Annotated in this window: 13 protein-coding genes, 1 tRNA gene and 1 pseudogene; 8 read left to right on the forward strand and 7 right to left on the reverse strand. The window is 63.9% G+C overall.

All coding sequences use genetic code 11. From position 1 onward, the window contains the following. The first annotated feature begins 76 nt into the window (after window positions 1-76). The 3 genes from hmgA to ACWPWT_RS18210 are packed head-to-tail and all read left to right on the forward strand — an operon-like array spanning window position 77 to window position 2,336. The gene (gene hmgA / locus ACWPWT_RS18200) at window positions 77-1,351 is read left to right on the forward strand and encodes a homogentisate 1,2-dioxygenase (RefSeq protein ID WP_454281006.1); all 1,275 of its coding nucleotides are present in this window, start codon (window positions 77-79) and stop codon (window positions 1,349-1,351) included. Then, entirely contained in the window at window positions 1,348-1,980 is a 633-nt protein-coding gene (gene maiA, locus ACWPWT_RS18205; protein ID WP_454280850.1) for a maleylacetoacetate isomerase, read from the forward strand. The genes hmgA and maiA overlap by 4 nt, the downstream gene beginning before the upstream one ends. Continuing rightward, window positions 1,977-2,336, forward strand: coding sequence for a Rieske (2Fe-2S) protein (locus ACWPWT_RS18210; protein ID WP_454280851.1), 360 nt, complete (start codon window positions 1,977-1,979; stop codon window positions 2,334-2,336). The genes maiA and ACWPWT_RS18210 overlap by 4 nt, the downstream gene beginning before the upstream one ends. Here ACWPWT_RS18210 and ACWPWT_RS18215 read toward each other — a convergent pair. Next, a complete protein-coding gene (locus tag ACWPWT_RS18215; RefSeq protein WP_454280852.1) occupies window positions 2,326-3,189 on the reverse strand; it encodes a PEP-CTERM sorting domain-containing protein in 864 nt (287 codons plus the stop codon). The genes ACWPWT_RS18210 and ACWPWT_RS18215 overlap by 11 nt on opposite strands. Window positions 3,190-3,297: 108 nt before the next feature. Between ACWPWT_RS18215 and ACWPWT_RS18220 the strand changes: the two genes are divergently transcribed. Genes ACWPWT_RS18220 through ACWPWT_RS18230 form a run of 3 tightly spaced genes read left to right on the forward strand, consistent with a single transcriptional unit; the run spans window position 3,298 to window position 5,204 of the window. Next, the gene (locus tag ACWPWT_RS18220; protein WP_454280853.1) at window positions 3,298-3,573 is read left to right on the forward strand and encodes a metal/formaldehyde-sensitive transcriptional repressor; all 276 of its coding nucleotides are present in this window, start codon (window positions 3,298-3,300) and stop codon (window positions 3,571-3,573) included. Between the two features lie 18 nt (window positions 3,574-3,591). Continuing rightward, window positions 3,592-4,533, forward strand: coding sequence for a CDF family Co(II)/Ni(II) efflux transporter DmeF (gene dmeF, locus ACWPWT_RS18225; protein WP_454280854.1), 942 nt, complete (start codon window positions 3,592-3,594; stop codon window positions 4,531-4,533). 35 nt (window positions 4,534-4,568) lie between these two features. Next, entirely contained in the window at window positions 4,569-5,204 is a 636-nt protein-coding gene (locus ACWPWT_RS18230) for a L,D-transpeptidase family protein (RefSeq protein ID WP_454280855.1), read from the forward strand. Window positions 5,205-5,244: 40 nt separating this feature from the next. Here the strand turns inward: ACWPWT_RS18230 and ACWPWT_RS18235 are convergent, their stop codons facing one another. Further along, the gene (locus tag ACWPWT_RS18235) at window positions 5,245-8,133 is read right to left on the reverse strand and encodes a TonB-dependent receptor domain-containing protein (RefSeq protein WP_454280856.1); all 2,889 of its coding nucleotides are present in this window, start codon (window positions 8,131-8,133) and stop codon (window positions 5,245-5,247) included. A gap of 580 nt (window positions 8,134-8,713) precedes the next feature. Between ACWPWT_RS18235 and ACWPWT_RS18240 the strand changes: the two genes are divergently transcribed. After that, the gene (locus ACWPWT_RS18240; protein WP_454280857.1) at window positions 8,714-9,805 is read left to right on the forward strand and encodes a TonB-dependent receptor plug domain-containing protein; all 1,092 of its coding nucleotides are present in this window, start codon (window positions 8,714-8,716) and stop codon (window positions 9,803-9,805) included. Here the strand turns inward: ACWPWT_RS18240 and ACWPWT_RS18245 are convergent. Both ACWPWT_RS18245 and ACWPWT_RS18250 read right to left on the reverse strand, forming a co-directional pair. Next, window positions 9,802-10,973, reverse strand: a protein-coding gene (locus ACWPWT_RS18245) for an IS3 family transposase (RefSeq protein ID WP_454280858.1) whose coding sequence is annotated in 2 segments (ribosomal slippage) — window positions 9,802-10,709 and window positions 10,709-10,973 — 1,173 coding nt in all. Because the reading frame shifts where the segments join, the coding sequence is not laid out codon by codon here. The genes ACWPWT_RS18240 and ACWPWT_RS18245 overlap by 4 nt on opposite strands. Window positions 10,974-11,033: 60 nt before the next feature. Continuing rightward, entirely contained in the window at window positions 11,034-12,107 is a 1,074-nt protein-coding gene (locus ACWPWT_RS18250) for a hypothetical protein (protein ID WP_454280859.1), read from the reverse strand. Window positions 12,108-12,181: 74 nt separating this feature from the next. On the opposite strand from ACWPWT_RS18250, the gene ACWPWT_RS18255 reads away from it, so the two are divergent. Continuing rightward, window positions 12,182-12,939 (forward strand): IS5 family transposase gene (locus ACWPWT_RS18255; RefSeq protein WP_454278138.1). Its coding sequence is split into 2 segments (ribosomal slippage): window positions 12,182-12,515 and window positions 12,515-12,939, totalling 759 coding nucleotides; the frame shifts between segments, so codons are not numbered across the junction. Window positions 12,940-13,650: 711 nt separating this feature from the next. Here the strand turns inward: ACWPWT_RS18255 and ACWPWT_RS18260 are convergent. The 3 genes and pseudogenes from ACWPWT_RS18260 to ACWPWT_RS18270 form a co-directional block, all read right to left on the reverse strand. Then, on the reverse strand, window positions 13,651-15,684 hold the full coding sequence (locus tag ACWPWT_RS18260) for a DUF6538 domain-containing protein (protein ID WP_454280860.1): 2,034 nt from the start codon (window positions 15,682-15,684) through the stop codon (window positions 13,651-13,653). A 146-nt stretch (window positions 15,685-15,830) separates the two neighbouring features. Beyond that, window positions 15,831-15,904, reverse strand: a tRNA-Gly gene (locus ACWPWT_RS18265). A gap of 276 nt (window positions 15,905-16,180) precedes the next feature. Beyond that, window positions 16,181-17,654: pseudogene (locus tag ACWPWT_RS18270) on the reverse strand (glucoamylase family protein). Between the last annotated feature and the right edge of the window lie 70 nt (window positions 17,655-17,724).

Consider the following 17,724-nt stretch of genomic DNA (forward strand, 5'->3'; position numbering starts at 1 on the left):
AAGCGCGCCCGGCCGGTGCGCAGGACAGAAGCTGTCCCGTCCTACGCGCCGGCCTGTCGTGGAGAGGAGAGACATGATGACGTCCTACATCCCCGGCTTCGGCAACCATGTCGCGACCGAAGCAGTCCCCGGCGCCCTCCCCATCGGTCGCAACGCGCCGCAGCGCCCGGCCTATGGCCTTTACGCCGAACAGCTGTCCGGCACCGCCTTCACCGCGCCGCGGCACGAGAATCGCCGATCCTGGCTCTATCGCTTGCGCCCCACCGCCGAGCACCCGCCGTATCGGCCGTATGACGGTGCCCCGCGCTTCGCCCCCGGCACCAGCGGCGCGCCCCTGCCCCCCAACCGCTTGCGCTGGGACCCGATGGCGATGCCGCAGGCGGGGACGGACTGGATCGACGGGATGACGACGATGCTCGCCAATCGCGATCCGGCCGATCTGGAAGGCGTGGCGGTGCATGTCTATGCCTGCAACCGCGACATGGATCGGGTGTTCGTCGACGCGGACGGCGAGCTGGTGTTCCTGCCCCAGGCGGGTCGGCTGACCATCCTGACCGAATTGGGTCGCCTCGACATCGCGCCGGGCCAGATCGCGCTGGTGCCCCGCGGCGTTCGCTTCCGGGTGGTACTGCCCGATGGCGAAGCGGCGGGCTATGCCGCCGAAAATCATGGCAGCCTGTTTCGCCTGCCCGATCTGGGGCCGATCGGCGCGAACGGGCTGGGCAATTCGCGCGACTTTGAGACGCCGGTCGCGTGGTTCGAGGATCGTGACGAGCCCACGCCCGTCGTGCAGAAGTTCCTCGGCTCGCTCTGGACGATGACGCTCGACCACAGCCCGCTCGACGTGGTGGCGTGGCACGGCAATCTGGCACCGTGGCGTTACGACCTGTCGCGTTTCAACACGATCAACACGGTCAGCTTCGATCATCCCGATCCGTCGATCTTCACCCTGTTGACCTCGCCCAGCGACGTGCCCGGCCGCGCCAATGCCGACCTGGTCCTGTTCCCGCCCCGCTGGATGGTGGCGGAGGATACGTTCCGCCCGCCCTGGTTCCACCGCAACGTCATGTCGGAAGCCATGGGGCTGATCACCGGCGCCTATGACGCCAAGGCCGAAGGCTTTCGACCCGGCGGCCTGTCGCTCCACAATCTGATGGCGGGCCACGGCCCCGATCATGCCAGTTGGCAGGCGGCGAGCGCCGCCGAGTTGAAACCGCACCGGATCGAGGGGACCATGGCCTTCATGGTCGAAAGCTGCTGGCCCTATCGCCCGACCACGCACGCGCTGGCCCATGCGCAACTCGACTATGACGCGGTGTGGAAGGACTTCCCCAAGGCGCGATTGCCATGAGCCTGACGCTCCATGGTTATTGGCGGTCGAGCGCCGCCTATCGCGTGCGCCTGGCGCTGGCGCTGAAGGGGCTGCCCTATGCCGGTATCGCGCACGACCTCCGGACGGGTGAGCAGCGGACGGATGCGTTTCGCGCGCTGCAACCCCAGGGCCTCGTCCCCGTGCTCGAAGGCCCCGATGGCGTCCTGATCCAGAGCCCCGCCATCCTCGAATGGCTGGAGGAACGCTATCCGGATCCGCCACTGCTCCCCGGCGATGCCGCCGGGCGGGCCATGGTTCGGGCCATGATGGCGATTATCGCCTGCGACATTCATCCGATCAACAATCTGCGCGTGCTGACGATGTTGCGGACGGAAATGGGCGCGGGCGAAGACGGCATCCGCCGCTGGATAGCGCATTGGGTGGAGCAGGGCTTCGCGGCGCTGGAGACGCTGATCGCGCGTCACGGCGCAGGCTATGCCTATGGCGATATGCCGACCCTGGCGGACTGCATCCTTCTGCCGCAGGTCTATAATGCCGAGCGTTTCGTGATAGACCTGTCCCCCTATCCCCGCCTGACCGCCGTTGCGGCGCAATTGCGCCGACTTGTGCCCGAAGCGGCGCCCGAGGCGCAGGGAGACGCAGGGTGAGCGACCAAAGGCTGACCGTGACCCCGCCCGGCATCACGCTGGGCCCGCTCGAGACGATCGCCGATGGGGCGGCGCGCAACTTCGTCCTGCAAATGCGGGCGGGGCGTTTTCATGGGTTCGTCGTGCGGCGTGGTGATGACGTGTATGGCTATGTCGACCGGTGCCCGCATATGGGATTGCCCCTCGCGCAGGTGCTCGACGGTTATCTGACCCCCGATGGCGAGCGGATCGCCTGCTCGTGGCACGGCGCGATCTTTGCGGTAGAAGACGGCGCATGCCTGGGGGGTCCCTGCATGGGTCAGCTTCTTACTCCATGGCCGGTCACCGTGTGCGACGGGGCCGTCGTCACGGCGTGACGTTCGTCACCTCGGCATGCGCGATCGCCTGCAATCGCCGAACGAGCTGGGGGTCCAGCCCCAGGTCGCGTGCCGCCCGCTCCTGTTCGCCCAGCCGCCGCACGTCGAAGCCGGTCACCTTCCCGAAGATCACCAGCGCCTCCAGATAATATCCCGCCGCGCTGGCGTGATACTGGTCCCAGGTCCACAGATCGACCTGGCCGAATGCGATGCCGTCATAGGGATTGGGATCGGCGACCCGCTCCGCCCAGGCGCGGTTCCATGCCTGCCCCACCGGGATGGTGCCCGAAATCTCGGGGAAGCGGCGCACCGCCCCGACATTCGCCGCCGCCAGATCCTCGGCCATCGCGGCGATCGGCTTGCCCCGCCACGGGCTGGGCGACCGATAGGTCAGGTCGGCGCGGCTCCAGGTCGACACCAGCTCCACCCGGACATTCGGATTTGCGCGGCGCAGCATGGCCGCGATCAGCCCGGCCGCCTCGGCGTGACGGGCCGGGTCGCCAGGGCGCTTCGCGTCCAGGGTGCTATACCCCTGAAGGATGACCACATCCCACCGCGCATCGATCTCACGCCGCTTCTGCTCATAATGATAGGCCAGGTCGCGACCGCCAGCGGTCTCCAGGCTAACGGTCCAATCCTGCCCCGCTTCCTCGGCGAAAGTCTTGAACAAGGCGGGCACGCCGCCAATCCCCTCACGATTGAGATCGCGGACCAGATCGGGGCGATAGCGCATGACCGGCGAATTCGCGCCGAAGGTGAAGCTGTTCCCCACGAACAGGATCGACTCGGCGCTGGCGGGCACCGCCATCGCCAGCGCCAAACCCATTCCGATCCAGCTTAGTGCCGTCCGCATCCCATCTTTCCCCTAATCGCCTTGTGGCCGCCATGTGGCCCAAGCGAACCGGGGCAGGCAAGCCGCCTCTTGTCGGCCATAGGAATATACCCTATACCCCTATCCATTATGGCGCACGTCACCACCAGCAAGGAAAAGATCATCGCGCGGGTCCGGCGTATCGCGGGGCAGGTCGCCGCGATCGAGCGATCGGTCGGCGCGGATGCTGATTGCGCCGAGACGCTGCACCTCGTTGCGGCGGTGCGCGGTGCGGTGGCCGGCCTGATGGACGAACTGGTCGAGGATCACCTCCACGCCCATGTCGCCGCGCCTGGCCAAAGCGATGCGGAACGCAATGCCGCCGCCACCGAACTCGCCAAGCTGCTCCGCCGCCATTTCCGTTGATCCCCGAAGGACGAAGTCGTGATCACCCATAGCCATGATTATCTGGGCCATGCCCATGACGAAAATGCGCGCCGCACTCGGTTGGTGGTCTGGCTCTCCGCCGGAATGATGGTGGGCGAGATCATCGCCGGATACCTGACCGGATCGATGGCGCTCCTCGCCGACGGCTTCCACATGGCGACCCATGTCGGGGCGCTGGGGATTGCGGCCATCGCCTATTCCTATGCCAAGCGACACGTCGCCAATCCGCGCTATAGCTGGGGCACCGGCAAGGTCGGGGAACTGGCCGGGTTCGGGTCGGCGATGGTGCTGGGGCTGGTCTCGCTCGGAATCGCCTATGAATCGATCGTCCGGCTCGGCGATCCGCATCCCGTGGCGTTCGGAGATGCGATCTTGGTTGCCGTGCTGGGCCTGCTTATCAACCTGGTCAGTGCCTGGATGCTGGGCGGTGGACACGGGCATAGCCATGCGCATGACCATGGTCATCATCATGGTCATGCGCACGACCATCATCACGGCCACGGCCATATTCATGATCGCCATGGCGGCGATACCAATATGCGCGCCGCCTATATCCATGTGCTGGCCGATGCGCTGACCTCCGTGATGGCGATCCTCGCGCTGGTGGCGGGACGCTATCTGGGCTGGCTGTGGCTCGATCCTGCCGTGGGGCTGCTCGGTGCAGTCGTCATCGCCAACTGGTCGGTGGGGCTGATGCGGCAGGCTTCGTCGGTGCTGCTCGACGCCGCCGACCCCGTGCTGGCAAGCGAGGTCCGGAACCGGGTGGAGGGACCGGGCGACCTGCGCATCCATGACTTCCACATCTGGCGGATCGGGCCGACGGCGCATGCCGTGGTCCTGGCGGTCGAGGGCCTGGGCCATGTTCCCAGCAGCACCAGCGTCCACCAGCGACTCGACGGGATGAGCGCGCTTGGCCATGTCACTATCGAAGTGCGATAACGCTTCGTTCAGCGCGGGACGGTAAGAGGCTGGTCATGCGAGCCTTGCAACTTTTGGCGGGCGCCATTCTTATCGGCGCAGTGGGAGGCGGCGTGATGTTGTCGCGCCATGCCGGGCGACAGGACACGGCCATCGACCGCGCACAACCCCCAAGGGCCGCACCCTCGCCGACGCCACCCGCGCCCTTCCCCGCGCCCACCCCGACCCCGACGCCCTTCGTCGTCCGGCACATCCTGCCGCTGACCAAGCCGCTGCATCATGGTGATTATGTCTGGGACGAAAGCGGCGCACCGCAGGGGCCGATCGTCATCACCGTCGATCTGGCGGCCCAAGTCGTGTCGATCTTCCGCGACGGGTATGAGATCGGGACGGCGGCGATGATCTATGGCGCGGACAACATGCCGACGCCGCTGGGCGTCTTTCCGATCCTTCAGAAAGATGCCGATCACGTCTCCAACCTCTATGACGCGGCGATGCCCTATATGTTGCGGCTGACCAACGATGGTGTCGCCATCCATGCCAGCGACGTCCGCTACGGGAACGCCACCCATGGCTGTATCGGCGTACCGCTGGGCTTTGCGCGCAAGCTGTTCGCCGCGACCCGCCTGGGCGACCGGGTCATCGTCACCAACGGCAAACGGCTGGAAATGGGGCAGAGCATCGTCGGCTGACGATGGAAAGGCGGCCGGGTTGCCCCGACCGCCCCAATTCTTAGAACTTGAAGCCGATACGGGCATAACCAAACTGGCCCGGCAGATCATAGGTCGTCGGATCAAACCCGCCGCAGCTCAGGCAATCCGGCGCACGCTGACCCAGCAGATTGTTGACGCCGGCGGTCAGCGTCAGGCGCCGGTCCATCCACGGCAAGGTCCACCCGACCTGCGCGTCGAGATACAGGATCGGTTTCATCTCGCGATTGTCATAGGCGGGCTCGGTCACCTTGCCGATATAGCGACCGGTAAGCGACGCCAGGAAGGTCTCGCTCGACCAGTCGATCGTCGCCACGCTCTTGAAACGCGGATAGGCCTGATCGCCGCGCTCCGTGCCCTGGCGTTCCAGCTTCTCGCTGCCCGTCGCGGACGGCAGCGTCGTGGAATATTCCAGCAGGACATTGCTCGCCCAGGTCAGCCCGATCGTCCCCGCTCCCACACGTGGACTGCGGTAGGTCAGCGTTACGTCGATACCCTCGCTCTTGAGCGAAGCGATGTTCTGCAACAGGCCACGGATTTGCGTGATCTGTCCGCTGCCCGTGGCCGACCGGGTGATCGCACCGCAACTCGCGGCGTCGTTCTGATTGATGCAATTGGCGAGCAGCACGTCGGCGCCGATCGACGAGATCGCGTCATCGACCCGGATGGTGTAATAATCGGCCTCCAGACTCAACTGGCTGGCCAAGCCACCCTCTCGCGCCCAGCTTGGGCTGTACACGCCGCCCAGTACCCAGCTTTCCGACCGCTCGGGCTTCAGCGCGCGGTTGCCGCCGGTCAGGATCGGCAGTTGCAGGCCGTTCTGGACATAGTTCAGCGGTACCCCCTGGGCGAGGCAGTTCTGACGAACCGTGCTGTTCGCCGGCAGGCTGGCCAGGCCCGAACAGGGATCGATCACGCCGCCGTCGAAGCGCGACGGCGTGCCGAACAACTCGCCGATGCTGGGCGCGCGGAAGCCTTGCGCCCATGTGCCACGCAGACGCAGATCCTCGAAAGGCTTCCAGCTCAATCCGCCCTTCATCACCGTCCGGTTGCCGCTGGTCGAATAGTCCGAATAGCGGGCGGCGAAGCTGCCCTCCAGCAGGCGGAAGAAGGGAACGTCCTTCAATACCGGGATGCTGAGTTCGCCATAGACCTCGTTGACGTTGAACGCGCCGGAGGTCGGCTGCGCCGGAATGTCGGAGCCCAGGCCGGCCGCGACGATGGCGTCAGGTGTGAAGGAGCCTGTCTGGCGGCGAAACTCATAGCCCGCCGCAAGCCCCAACGGCCCCGCGGGAAGCTGCAAAAGCGTGCCGGTCAGGTTCAGCGTCGCGTCGGTCATCGTCTGTTCCGACCGGTCGCGCTGGGTGAAGGTGACGTAATCGATCATCGCCTGCGTGATCGAGCCCGCCCCGCCGAAGATGTTGAACGGAACGCAGGTACCGGTGCAATTGGCGACCGGGCCCAGCGCCAGCGCAAGATTGGCCGCGTTCACATTGCCGTGCGCCACCTGCTTGGCCTGATTTTCGGCATAGATGAGATTGGCGTCCCAGTACCAGGTCCCCTCGCCGATCCCGAACTGCCCGTCGAGGGTGCTCGACATGTACATGGTGTCGACGCGCTGGCTGTAGTGGCGCGGTCCGTTCTCGACGAAGCGGCGGCCGATAAAACCGTAATTGGCGGGCGTGCCGTTATTGCCGGCGCTCAACGTCACCCCGAACGGGTTGAACGGATTGGTCCGGTCGATCGAGATGGTATCGAGCAGATTGCCGTTGCCCGCATCCGGCCCGACGAACAGCGGCAGCGGTGCCGCCTGATTGTCCGACGTCCGGCGGTTGTAGATCAGCTTGGTGCTGAGGCGGACACGATCCGACAATTGCCCGGTGAAGTTGACGAACGCGCCGACGCGTTCCTGCGGCGTGAGAAGATAGTTATAGGGTCGGAAGTTGAACCGGTCCGCCACCGTGAAGGATTTGAAATCGCTGTTCGCACCCGTGGGATCGCTGGGGTCGAAACGGGGACGGCTCAGCGGATTGCTCTTCAGCGTCAGGTTCATCGACTCCCCCGTCACCGGGTTGTTGATGATGAACCTGCCATTGGGCGTGCCCGAGCTACAACTGCTGGTGCAGGCCGTCGCGCCCGGATCGGGGAAGGCGTAATAGGGGCGATCCCCGGCGAAGACCGAGCCCTGCTTGATGTAATTGGCCCCTACGACCAGTGATACCCGCTGATCCTCGGAACGATGACCCCAGCTCAACTGGTAGTTCTGGGTGACGCCGTCGCCCTCGTCATAGGCACCGAGTTGCGCGGTCGCCAGAAAGCCGTTCTGCCGCTTCTTGGTGATGATGTTGACCACGCCTGCGATCGCGTCCGAGCCATAGATGGTGGATGCGCCGTCACGCAGCACGTCGACCCGCTCGATCATGCCATCTGGAATGGCATTGAGGTCGACCGCGCCAGGCACGCCGCTGGCCGCGCTGCCGTTGATGAAGCGCAGGCCGTCGACCAGTACCAAGGTCCGGCGGCTGCCCAGATAGCGCAAGTCGATTTCGGCCGAACCGGCACCCACGCCGCCGCCATCGGGGGGATTGCCGTTGTTGCCGGACCGATTGAAGCGGGAATTGAGGCCGCCCGCCGCACCGGGCAGCCTTTGCAGCACGTCGCCGATCGAGGACAGGCCGGTGCGAGCGATGTCCGCGCTGTCGATCGCGGTCAGGGGTGCACTCTGGTCCAACGGATCGCGACGAATACGCGATCCCGTCACCACGATCGTCTCGTCGCTGGTCGCCGCGGTGGTCGCGCCGCTTCCCTCCGTCGGCGCGGTCTGCGCCTTTGCCTGCGCACCCACGATCAGCGCACCGATCGCCACGCTCGCCAGCCGCCAGTGTCGCAGACGACCCGTTCCATTAGCCATGATCTGTCCCCTTCTTATCTTTCCTGATCTGCCCCCGTTCCTGCTGCGGATTTTCGACGGTCTGTTTATGCCGCCTTGAAATGACTTAAGTTCGTCGTTGAGGTTGGTGGGTCAGCCCAAGCCGATTTCAGGCCAGGCCCCATCGACATTCCCGAAATTCCCCGGTGAGATGGAAAGTCGCGTCCCGTGCGCGCCGATCCGGCCTAGCACCCCCACCCGTCCGTCACGCCGCGATTTCCGGCCCAATGCAACGAATCGATCGCTGACACCCAAGGGGCACCAATACGGCGAAGTAACAGGTTCGATGCGCCATGCGTCCCTCATAGCCCCTGACGATTTGTATACGATATTATGCCGTGATGCTTGTCAATCGGGATGATGTCTGTTCGCGAAAATGCCCGGCGCGTGTTGCTCATATACGCCACCTGATCGGCAGAGAGAGCAGGAGCGGTAGCGTTGAGCCCCATACCCTCGCCTCCTCACATCCTTGCCCTTTAGGTAATGCGAGTCATTTGCATATTTATGAATGCAGTACTAAAGGGCGTTGCGAATGATTATCGATAGCTGAAAGGGGTTTGAGATGCTTTTGACGCTTGCCATGGTGGCAGCGCTCGGAGAGCCTGTCCGCGAGCCTAAGGATGCGGGGGATCAGAAAGAGGTCGTAGTGACCGCCACCCGCGCGCCGATCCAGGCACAGGACGCGCCGGTCACCATTTCGGTCAAGAATGCCGATCAGATCGCGGACGAGCTGGCGACCGACATCAAGGACCTGGTTCGCTTCGAACCGGGGATCAGCGTGCGCCGGGCGCCCACCCGCTTCGGCGCGGCGGCGGGGTCGACCGGTCGCGCGGGCAATGAAGGCTTCGTCGTCCGGGGGATCGGCGTCAATCGGGTGCTGATCCAAGTCGACGGCGTCCGCATACCCTATGGCTTCAGCTTCGGCGCACAGGATGTGGGGCGTGGTGACTATGTCGATCTCGGCCTCATCAAGTCGGTCGAGTTTCTGCGTGGCCCCGCCTCCGCGCTTTATGGCAGCGATGGTCTGGCGGGCGCGGTCAGTTTCACGACGAGCGACCCTGGCGACATATTGGGCGACGCGTCCGTCGGTGGATCGCTTCGCACCCAGTATAATTCGGCGGATGACGAGTTCACCCAGTCGGGCATCGTCGCCGCGCGTTCGGGGACGGTCTCGGCGATGCTCGCCTATACGCGGCGCGACTTTTCCGAGCTGAAGAACCAGGGCGATGTCGAAGGCACCGGCGTCACCCGCACCGCACCCAATCCGCAGGACGGCCAGTCCAACGCGCTGCTCGGCAAGTTGGTGTGGAACGTCGCACCTGGGCATCGTCTTCGCGCAACCGGCGAGTATCTCGACAACCGGGTCGAGACCGACGTGCTGACCGGCATCAACACCAGCGTCGCGGGGTTGCAGGCACGCGATACCGGCAAGCGCTGGCGCGGTGCGCTCGACTGGACCTATGACGGTGCAGGCCTCGTCCAGTTCGCACGCGCGGCCGCCTATATCCAGGATGCCGACGATCGCCAGTTCAGCGCGGAGGATCGCCGGACGCTGGCCGACCGCACCCGGCTGAACACGCTGGAGAACCGGGTCTATGGCGGATCGGGCGAGATACTGAGCAGCCCCCACCGGGTGGTCCGGCTTGTTAGTTAGTGCATTGTCGTCTCCGCCGCCATTGCCGGGCGTAGGTGGAGCGAAGCGGAACCGGAGGCCGGTAATGGCGGTGTCACCGCTTCCGGGGCCGGCGGGCGGTAGCCCAGGCTGCTGTGCGGCCGGACGGTGTTGTAGTGACGGCGCCACGCCTCGATCAGCACCCTGGCCTCCGCGAGGCTGTAGAAAATCTCGCCATTGAGCAGTTCGTCGCGAAGCGACCCGTTGAAGCTCTCGTTATAGCCGTTCTCCCATGGCGAGCCCGGGGCGATGTAGAGCGTCTTCACGCCGATCTGGCCGAGCCAGGTCTGGACGGCGGTGGCGATGAACTCGCTGCCGTTGTCCGACCTGATGTGCGCTGGCGGACCGCGTTCGATGAACAGGTCGGCCAACGCGGCCAGCACGTCTTCGTGGCGCAGCTGACGTGACACGACCAGTGCCAGGCACTCGCGACTGGCCTCGTCGATGATGGTCAGGATGCGGAACTTGCGCCCATCGTGGGTACGCTCCTCGACGAAATCATAGGCCCAGACATGCCCCGGATACTCTGGTCGAAGCCGGATGCAGGAGCCGTCATTGAGCCAGAGCCGACCGCGTTTCGGTTGGCGCTGCGGCACTTTCAGCCCCTCGCGCCGCCAGATCCGCTCGACCCGCTTGTGGTTCACCGACCAGCCCGCCGCATGCAGCAGTGCGGTTACCCGACGGTAACCGTAGCGCCCATACTGCTTTGCCACCGCGACGACGTCGTCGGTGAGCGCCTGCTCATCATCTGCCCCGCACGGCACTTTGCGCTGCGTTGACCGGTGCTGGCCAAGCACGCGGCACACGCGCCGCTCGGACACGGCCACCACCTCCCGGACCTGGTCGATGCAGCGCCGGCGCCGTGCGGGGCTCAGAAGTTTCCCTTCGCCGCCTCCTGCAGGATGAGCTTGTCCAGCGTTAGATCCGAAATCGCACGCCGCAGCCGGGCGTTCTCCTTCTCCAGATCCTTCATCCGACGCGCCTGATCCGTCTTCAGGCCACCATATTCCTTGCGCCAGCGATAGTAGGTCTGCTCGCTGACCGCGATCCGCCGGCATGCCTCCGCGGTCGTGCCGCCCTGGCCCAGCACGATCTCCACCTCACGCAGCTTGCCGATGATCTCCTCCGGCTTGTGCTTCTTCGCAGGCATTCGTTGTCCCTTCCTTGGTCCAGACTGTCATAGTCGATGGACCACTCAGAAGGGGGCAGCTCAATCAAGGCCGCCCACCTCGCTGCTCCTGAAGTCAAGCCCCCCCTTCGCCGACAGGTTTGTGCCATACATCCTGCCTTCGACGTGCAAATTACTCATCGAGAGGCTGCCGCCGAACTTGCCGTGATCAAGCCTCACTGAGGCACCCGATCTGTTAGCGTCGACCGCTAGCTTCTGAGCGACAAGATCGTTTGCCACGGTCAGATGCGGCAAATTGATCGGCCCCCGCACACGTGCTTCGCTCAGGAACAGGTTTCCGCGGCACTCGACCCCAACGCCGTGTATCGCGTTCCCTTCATCGCAGGCGACTTCCACTTGGGCAAACTCGATATCGTTGGCGACGTTCAAACGATTGAGCACCACGCGACCGAGGGCGTCGAGTCCATTGGCGATCAGACGACCTTTCACAACTGTGTCGACGACACTCAGCGACGCCTCGCGCCGCGCCCTGATCCTGGCTCCATTGATGTCGAGGTGCTCACCGACGATGCTCCGGTGAACGGTGATACCGCGCACGCTGCGCAGCGGTTTGCCCGGCTTGTGGTGATGATCCCGGTGCAGGAGCAGCGAACGCCCAATATTAGTTCCAACTACGATTAGCGCTGGACCCGTGTGAGCGTTTAGATGCGCGCCTTGGAAGTCGAGCGATCCGCCAATGGTAGTTTCAAAAATTCTCACGCGCCCAAGTGCCCGAAATGGCGCCCGTAGCAGCACCGATCCCGATACGGATGCTTGTTCGAGCATCAGTGCAATGCCTTTCCGGGCAACGACACTGCCCATGCATTCGATTCCCCGCGCAGAGATGCCGAACAGCCGCAACATGCCCTGAGCTAAGAACTGCGAGCCGCTAAACTGTAAAATACCTTGAACGTGCGCGCCTTCAAGGTTGATCGCGATCTCGGCATCGGACAAGACTCGGCTGTCGGCGAAGCGTACGTTGCCGCCCGCGCGCATGCCTTGGAAGTTCACCGGGCCTCGAAACACCGATTTGCTTAGAATTATCGAGCCGGTCACCTGCAGCTGAGGGGCTTCCAACGACAACAACTCGCATTGGAACAGTCTCAGCGTCGGCATACGAGCGAAGCTTAGGGTCAGGACCCATTGATGTGAGCGTCGCGATCTGATTCAGGCTCCGCAAGGAGACCGAGATGAGTGACCTGTTTTGGCTGACGGACGAGCAGATGGAGCGGCTGCGGCCCTTCTTTCCCAAGAGCCATGGCAAGCCGAGGGTGGACGACCGGCGGGTGCTGAGCGGCATCGTATTCGTCAATCGCAACGGGCTTCGCTGGCGAGATGCGCCTAGCGAGTATGGCCCCCACAAGACGCTGTACAATCGGTGGAAGCGTTGGGGCGAGGCCGGCGTGTTCACGCGAATGATGGAAGGTCTGGCTGCAGCTGGCGCCGAGCCGCAGACGGTCATGATCGACGCAACCTATCTGAAGGCGCACCGCACGGCATCAAGCCTGCGGGTAAAAAAGGGGATCTTGGCCGCCTGATCGGCCGCACCAAAGGCGGTATGAATACCAAGCTACATGCCGTCGCCGATGCAAACGGGCGCCCCTTAAGCTTTTTCATGACCGCGGGCCAGGTCAGCGACTACACCGGCGCGGCAGCGCTGCTGGATGACATGCCGAAGGCGCAGTGGCTGCTCGGCGACCGCGGCTACGACGCCGACTGGTTCAGGGACGCCCTCCAGGCCAAAGGCATCCAGCCCTGCATCCCGGGCCGGCGATCACGCAACGAGCCGGTCAAATACGACAAGCGCCGCTACCGGCGCCGCAGCCGCATCGAGATCATGTTCGGCCGCCTCAAAGACTGGCGTCGGGTCGCTACCCGCTACGATCGCTGCCCCACTGCCTTCTTTGCCGCCGTCACCCTCGCTGCCACCGTCATCTTCTGGCTGTGATCAACGAGTCCTGACCCTAGGTTGATATGGGTGTTGAATACGCAATGCTCGAAAATGAGCGGGAAACCGCAGTCGACATACTGCAGGTCGAGCTCGCCGGAAATTGATGCGCCGAATATTCGAATGCCACGTGCGGTCACTAGCTTGCGCACGTCGCTTGAAGTGCACAGGCAGCTTAATACTTTGGACCTGATCGTCGGGCGTACGTCTGCCTCGCCTGCGGCAGGGCGAAAATCCTTGCCCAATACTATGCTACACAACAGGTTTCGTTCGTCATCCGAAAGGTCGGGGACTGCTTGTACAACTACATCTACTAATTCGTCCCTGCCCAAAACGCACCTCCTTGTTCAGCTTCGTTGATCAAGCAGATAGAGGCAATATGCAACTGCGAGTATCCGGTAGAGCACTGACCCTGCCTCTGCTTCAGCAATTCACCCTGCGACCGAGCAGATTGGTCCGTGAGCACGACCGAGACGGTGACATCGTACTCATCGAGAAGTCTTCCATGCCTAAACAATCGTCAAGAATGCCGACGCACCGTCTATTCTGCCGCGAAGCTGCCGTTCGCGGGTTCCGTCGGAAACGATAGCTAAGCCCCACTTCTTCCTATCCAGCAACCGTCTGCGGTCCGACAGAGAGGAATCGCACACATGAACGGGTGTCCGCTTCCGGGATGGGTCGCACGGGCTCCGAATGACCGGATATGGGTCATCACGCCTTCCGCCGCGATGCGCATTCCCTGTACGATCCCGTCCGCGACCGTTTTTCGAGCGGCAGCAGGGCCAGCGGTGCAGGCGTGAGATGCGCAGTCAGGTTCGGCGTCGCGTCGCACATCAGACTCAGCCGCTTCTGAATGATCGCCGCACCACCCTTCACGAACCATGCCTTGCAGTATTTGCGCGGCCCCGTTCCCTCACGGACATGGCCCAGAATGTCATCCATATAGACCTGCTTCGCGTCTGAATCCTCCAGGAAACTCGCCCCGGCGGTACGCATCGAATGGAGGTCTGCGCGCTTGCCCGAGGAGGTTCGCAGGAGCGGTACATTCTGATCGACATAGTCGAGCAGGTACCGACCAGCGCCCGCGTAGAAGCGGGTTCCACCACGCTTCTTGAGATCACCCCGGTACAATTCCGGGAACAGCATACAGTGACCTTCTGCCTCGATCGCTGTGACGTACTCCTGGAAGCCGAGCCGCAGCAGTTCCGGATGCAGAGGGATGATACGGTGGCGCGAACGGCGTTTCAGGCCCGCCGCGGTCTCGCCATTCTTGCTTTTCGTCATGTTGGCTTTGACGATTAGGAAGGGCGTCTCGACGTCGAACACGATCTCGCTGCACTCGAGCCCGCACGCCTCTTCGCGGCTCATGAAGGTGTAGGCCAGCAGCAGCGGAACCCAGTATGCAGCGTCCTGCCACACCTTGTTGTCGGAACCGGTCTTGAACCGTCGGCTGCACCCGCCGCCGCCCGTATAAATCGGAGCCTTGAAGGCGCAGACCAGTTGCTCCTCCGTCCACGGCATCCGGTCAGGATCGGTGGGATCATCTTGGACCTTGGCGGTGTGCTCGTTGAAGTCGACGATGAGGTCCTTGCCGAATCTCGGCCGCCACGACGCCTTGGCCAGTTCCCGCGAGAAGCGCGCCATGATCGTCAGATCGCGATTGTACGTGCGATCGCTGCGCGGCGTCTTCTTCGCCATTGCATCGACCTCCGCAAGTACCTCCTTCAGCGGACGACTCATGGCGCCCGCCTCGGGCGTTCCCCAGCGGAATTCGGTCGGTAGTTTCCTGAGTGTCTGAGCGTAATGCAGGGCATCGGCGGGGCCATAATCGCATAGGCGCTTGTCGCCGGTGATCCACCCGAAGCTGCGTATCACACGCCGGCGCTGGTCCAGATCCTCGTCCCAGTCGCCCGCGCTCTGGATCATCTTGATGGTGTCCTCGATGATCTCGCTGAACCGTCGGGTGTCCTGGGTGAGAAACGGGGAGTCGACCGGCGCCGCGCTGGAGAACCGATGCGGATCAGCCTGATCGGATGGCGCTAGGGCCGAAGGCGCAGCCGGCTGACGCCGGATCGCAGCGACCACATCGTCGTCGAGCAGTGCCGTGTACGGATCGCCCCGGCTGGCCGCGTGCGGGTGATCGGCAAGCGCTGCGCGCGCCTGCGCCTCTGCCCGTGCCCGGAGGAGTTGGACGCGCGCGTCATCGATCGCGCGCGTGGTCGTCGGTGCCGACATCGCCGTGAGGGCGCTCTCGGCATCTCGTTGCGCACTTTTATGGGGCGCCAGCGACCGGAGCATCATCACGACGGCTGTACGATCTTGATCCGAGAAGCCGTCGGTCATTTCGTTGACGACGGTTTCCGGCACGCTGTCCGCATCGGCGGGCAGACGCGCGGCGATGCGATAGGCCGCCTCGAGCACCCGCAAGGTGCGGCGGTTCCCTTCCAGCGCGTCGGGGGCATCGAAATGGCAGGCCATCGCCAGCCCCAACTCCTCATCGAGCCCTGCGCGGAAGATGCGCGTCAACTCCTGCGCATGGAGGAAACCGCGGCTGGTCCGGTTGAACATCTGCATCGCCATCATCTCCCATCGGGCGGACAGCCGGGGGACGAGGCGACGTGCCTCGACCGGATCGGCCGTACCGAGCGAGATGCTTATAGGATGATTGACGACGCTCCGCTGGTACAGGCGGCGGCGGTAGTAATAGCGCGCACCACGCCGGCACAGATAGGTGATAGAGGCCACGTCCCACGTCTCGTCCGGTCGCCGGCACGGGCTTCGATTGCGGGCGGACGACGGCGGCGTGTGTGCAGCTTGGTGCTACAGCCAAGTGTCCCGCGAAGCGCGGCCGGACGCCGGAATGGCGGAAATCCGTGGGTTCAGTGCGGAGATGGAGCGGGTGAAGGGAATCGAACCCTCGTCGTAAGCTTGGGAAGCTTCTGCTCTACCATTGAGCTACACCCGCGAAACAACGACTTATCGTTGCTCTCATCGCTCGCGACGCCCCGGGCCAGAATCCCGGTTTGCAGACCCGCTTGCGATCTGACGGCCGAGTGCCACATTCCTGGCGTGGTCGTCAACGCAGTTCGTCCCAATTCACCGGATTTCCTCGAATGACCAGATCAGCGCCGCATCGATGCCTCCCACAGGCAAAATTGCAGAGCTGCGAACCGCTGGAGGCAAGCTCTACCTGTTCGTCGCCGTCGACCGCAGCCGAAAATACACCATGGGCGCCAATCACCTATGCCGATGAAAGCCAGCCGCCCGTAAACCCGGCACGCGTAAGCCCGGCGCGGATATACGGGTTTTTCTGCATCGTCTTCCAGATCAGCCCGCTGCGCCAGTTTTCGATCATGCACGCGATCGGTCCTTGGTCGATGCCAAGATAGTCATCCGCGACCCAGCCGATATAGGGCACGACCTTACCGTGTTGCAGCTTGACGTCTCTCAGCGTCATCGTGGGATTGAAGCTGTCGCGAACCGTAGCGATCGTAGATCGCGGTGCCATAGGTGGAATACATCGCACGCGCCGCAGGCAGCACGATTTCCGGCGCGAACGCCACCGAACCGAGCGCGGCGGTGGGTGCGATCGTCCCGTCGTCGCGGTCGCCGGGGCCGCGAGCCGAATAGGAAAAAAACTCCCGGTTCCGGCCGTCGATCTTCCGGACGAAATCCCCCGGCCCGTCGCATGCGGTCAGCCCCCAGACATTCTCGCCATAGCCGCGCCAGCCCGCCGGATTGTTGATCGCATAGCGGCGCTGCGCATAGGTCGCCCGGCGGCTATTCTCGAAATAATCGAACCCGCGCCGCTTGGAATAGCTATCCATCAAGCCACGAAAATCGATCCACACCTGGCTGTACTGATGCCCGAACAGCGGCGGGAAAGCCGTAAACGGATTGTCGTATTTCTCGTCCCAGGACGGGTCGAACTTGGCGGTCCACTCGTCCCATGTCGTGGGCGGCAGCGCATGCGTCGGCGAGCCGAGCGCCAAAACGTACAGGATCAGGCTTTCGTTATAGATATTCCAGTCCGAACCGATGAACCCGCTTTCCGGATGCCAGCCCATCGAGACGAACGGCTTGCGCGGCGTGATCCAGTCCCATTCGACCGCACGGTAGAGTTGGTCGGCCAGCGCCCGGATTTCCCGCTCCGCAGGGTCGGTCTCGTCGTCGAACCATGTCTGCGCGAAGAGGACGCCGCCCAGCAGCAGCGCGGTGTCGATCGTCGACAACTCGGTCCTGGCGAAGCGATGCCCCTTGGTGACGCCCAGGAAATGGTAGAAAAAGCCCTTATAGCCGCTCGTGCCGTCCTTCGCCGGGCCTTGCGGCGCATTCGCAAAGAAGCGCAGTGTCGCCAAAGTGCGTTGCGCGGCGGCGGCCCGCGTGATCCAGCCACGCGTCGCCGCGATAGGATACGTTGTAAGCGCAAAGCCGACCGCGGCGATCGATGCGAAACTCGGCGTCGGCCACCGATCGGGCGCGAGCCCCGTAACCTGATCGGTGGTATTCCAGAAATAGCTGACGGTGCGCCGCTGAATGTCGTCCATCAGCGGGTCGCTGGCACTTGCCGGGGTGGTGCCCACCTTCGGCAGCACGCCAGGAAACGCCATTGGCGGCGCTCGTTTGGGCGCAAGCGGCCCGGCGGTACACCCCACCAGCCACCCTGCCCCGCCAAGCGCGGCGGCGCGCACGATATCGCGTCGGTCGAACGTCATGCGGTCAGCCGTCCTCTCCTGTCATTATCGACCGTCTCTGCGGCCTGTCAGGGCCGTCACCCCGGCCCTA

The sequence above is a fragment of the Sphingomonas sp. Marseille-Q8236 genome (assembly GCF_965112005.1).

Excerpts from the sequence above, each read along its gene's own strand:
- hmgA (WP_454281006.1), top strand. The coding sequence starts at position 77 with ATGACGTCCTACATCCCCGGCTTCGGCAACCATGTCGCGACCGAAGCA.
- maiA (WP_454280850.1), top strand. The coding sequence starts at position 1,348 with ATGAGCCTGACGCTCCATGGTTATTGGCGGTCGAGCGCCGCCTATCGC.
- ACWPWT_RS18215 (WP_454280852.1), bottom strand. The coding sequence starts at position 3,189 with ATGCGGACGGCACTAAGCTGGATCGGAATGGGTTTGGCGCTGGCGATG.
- ACWPWT_RS18220 (WP_454280853.1), top strand. The coding sequence starts at position 3,298 with ATGGCGCACGTCACCACCAGCAAGGAAAAGATCATCGCGCGGGTCCGG.
- ACWPWT_RS18230 (WP_454280855.1), top strand. The coding sequence starts at position 4,569 with ATGCGAGCCTTGCAACTTTTGGCGGGCGCCATTCTTATCGGCGCAGTG.
- ACWPWT_RS18235 (WP_454280856.1), bottom strand. The coding sequence starts at position 8,133 with ATGGCTAATGGAACGGGTCGTCTGCGACACTGGCGGCTGGCGAGCGTG.
- ACWPWT_RS18240 (WP_454280857.1), top strand. The coding sequence starts at position 8,714 with ATGCTTTTGACGCTTGCCATGGTGGCAGCGCTCGGAGAGCCTGTCCGC.
- ACWPWT_RS18250 (WP_454280859.1), bottom strand. The coding sequence starts at position 12,107 with ATGCCGACGCTGAGACTGTTCCAATGCGAGTTGTTGTCGTTGGAAGCC.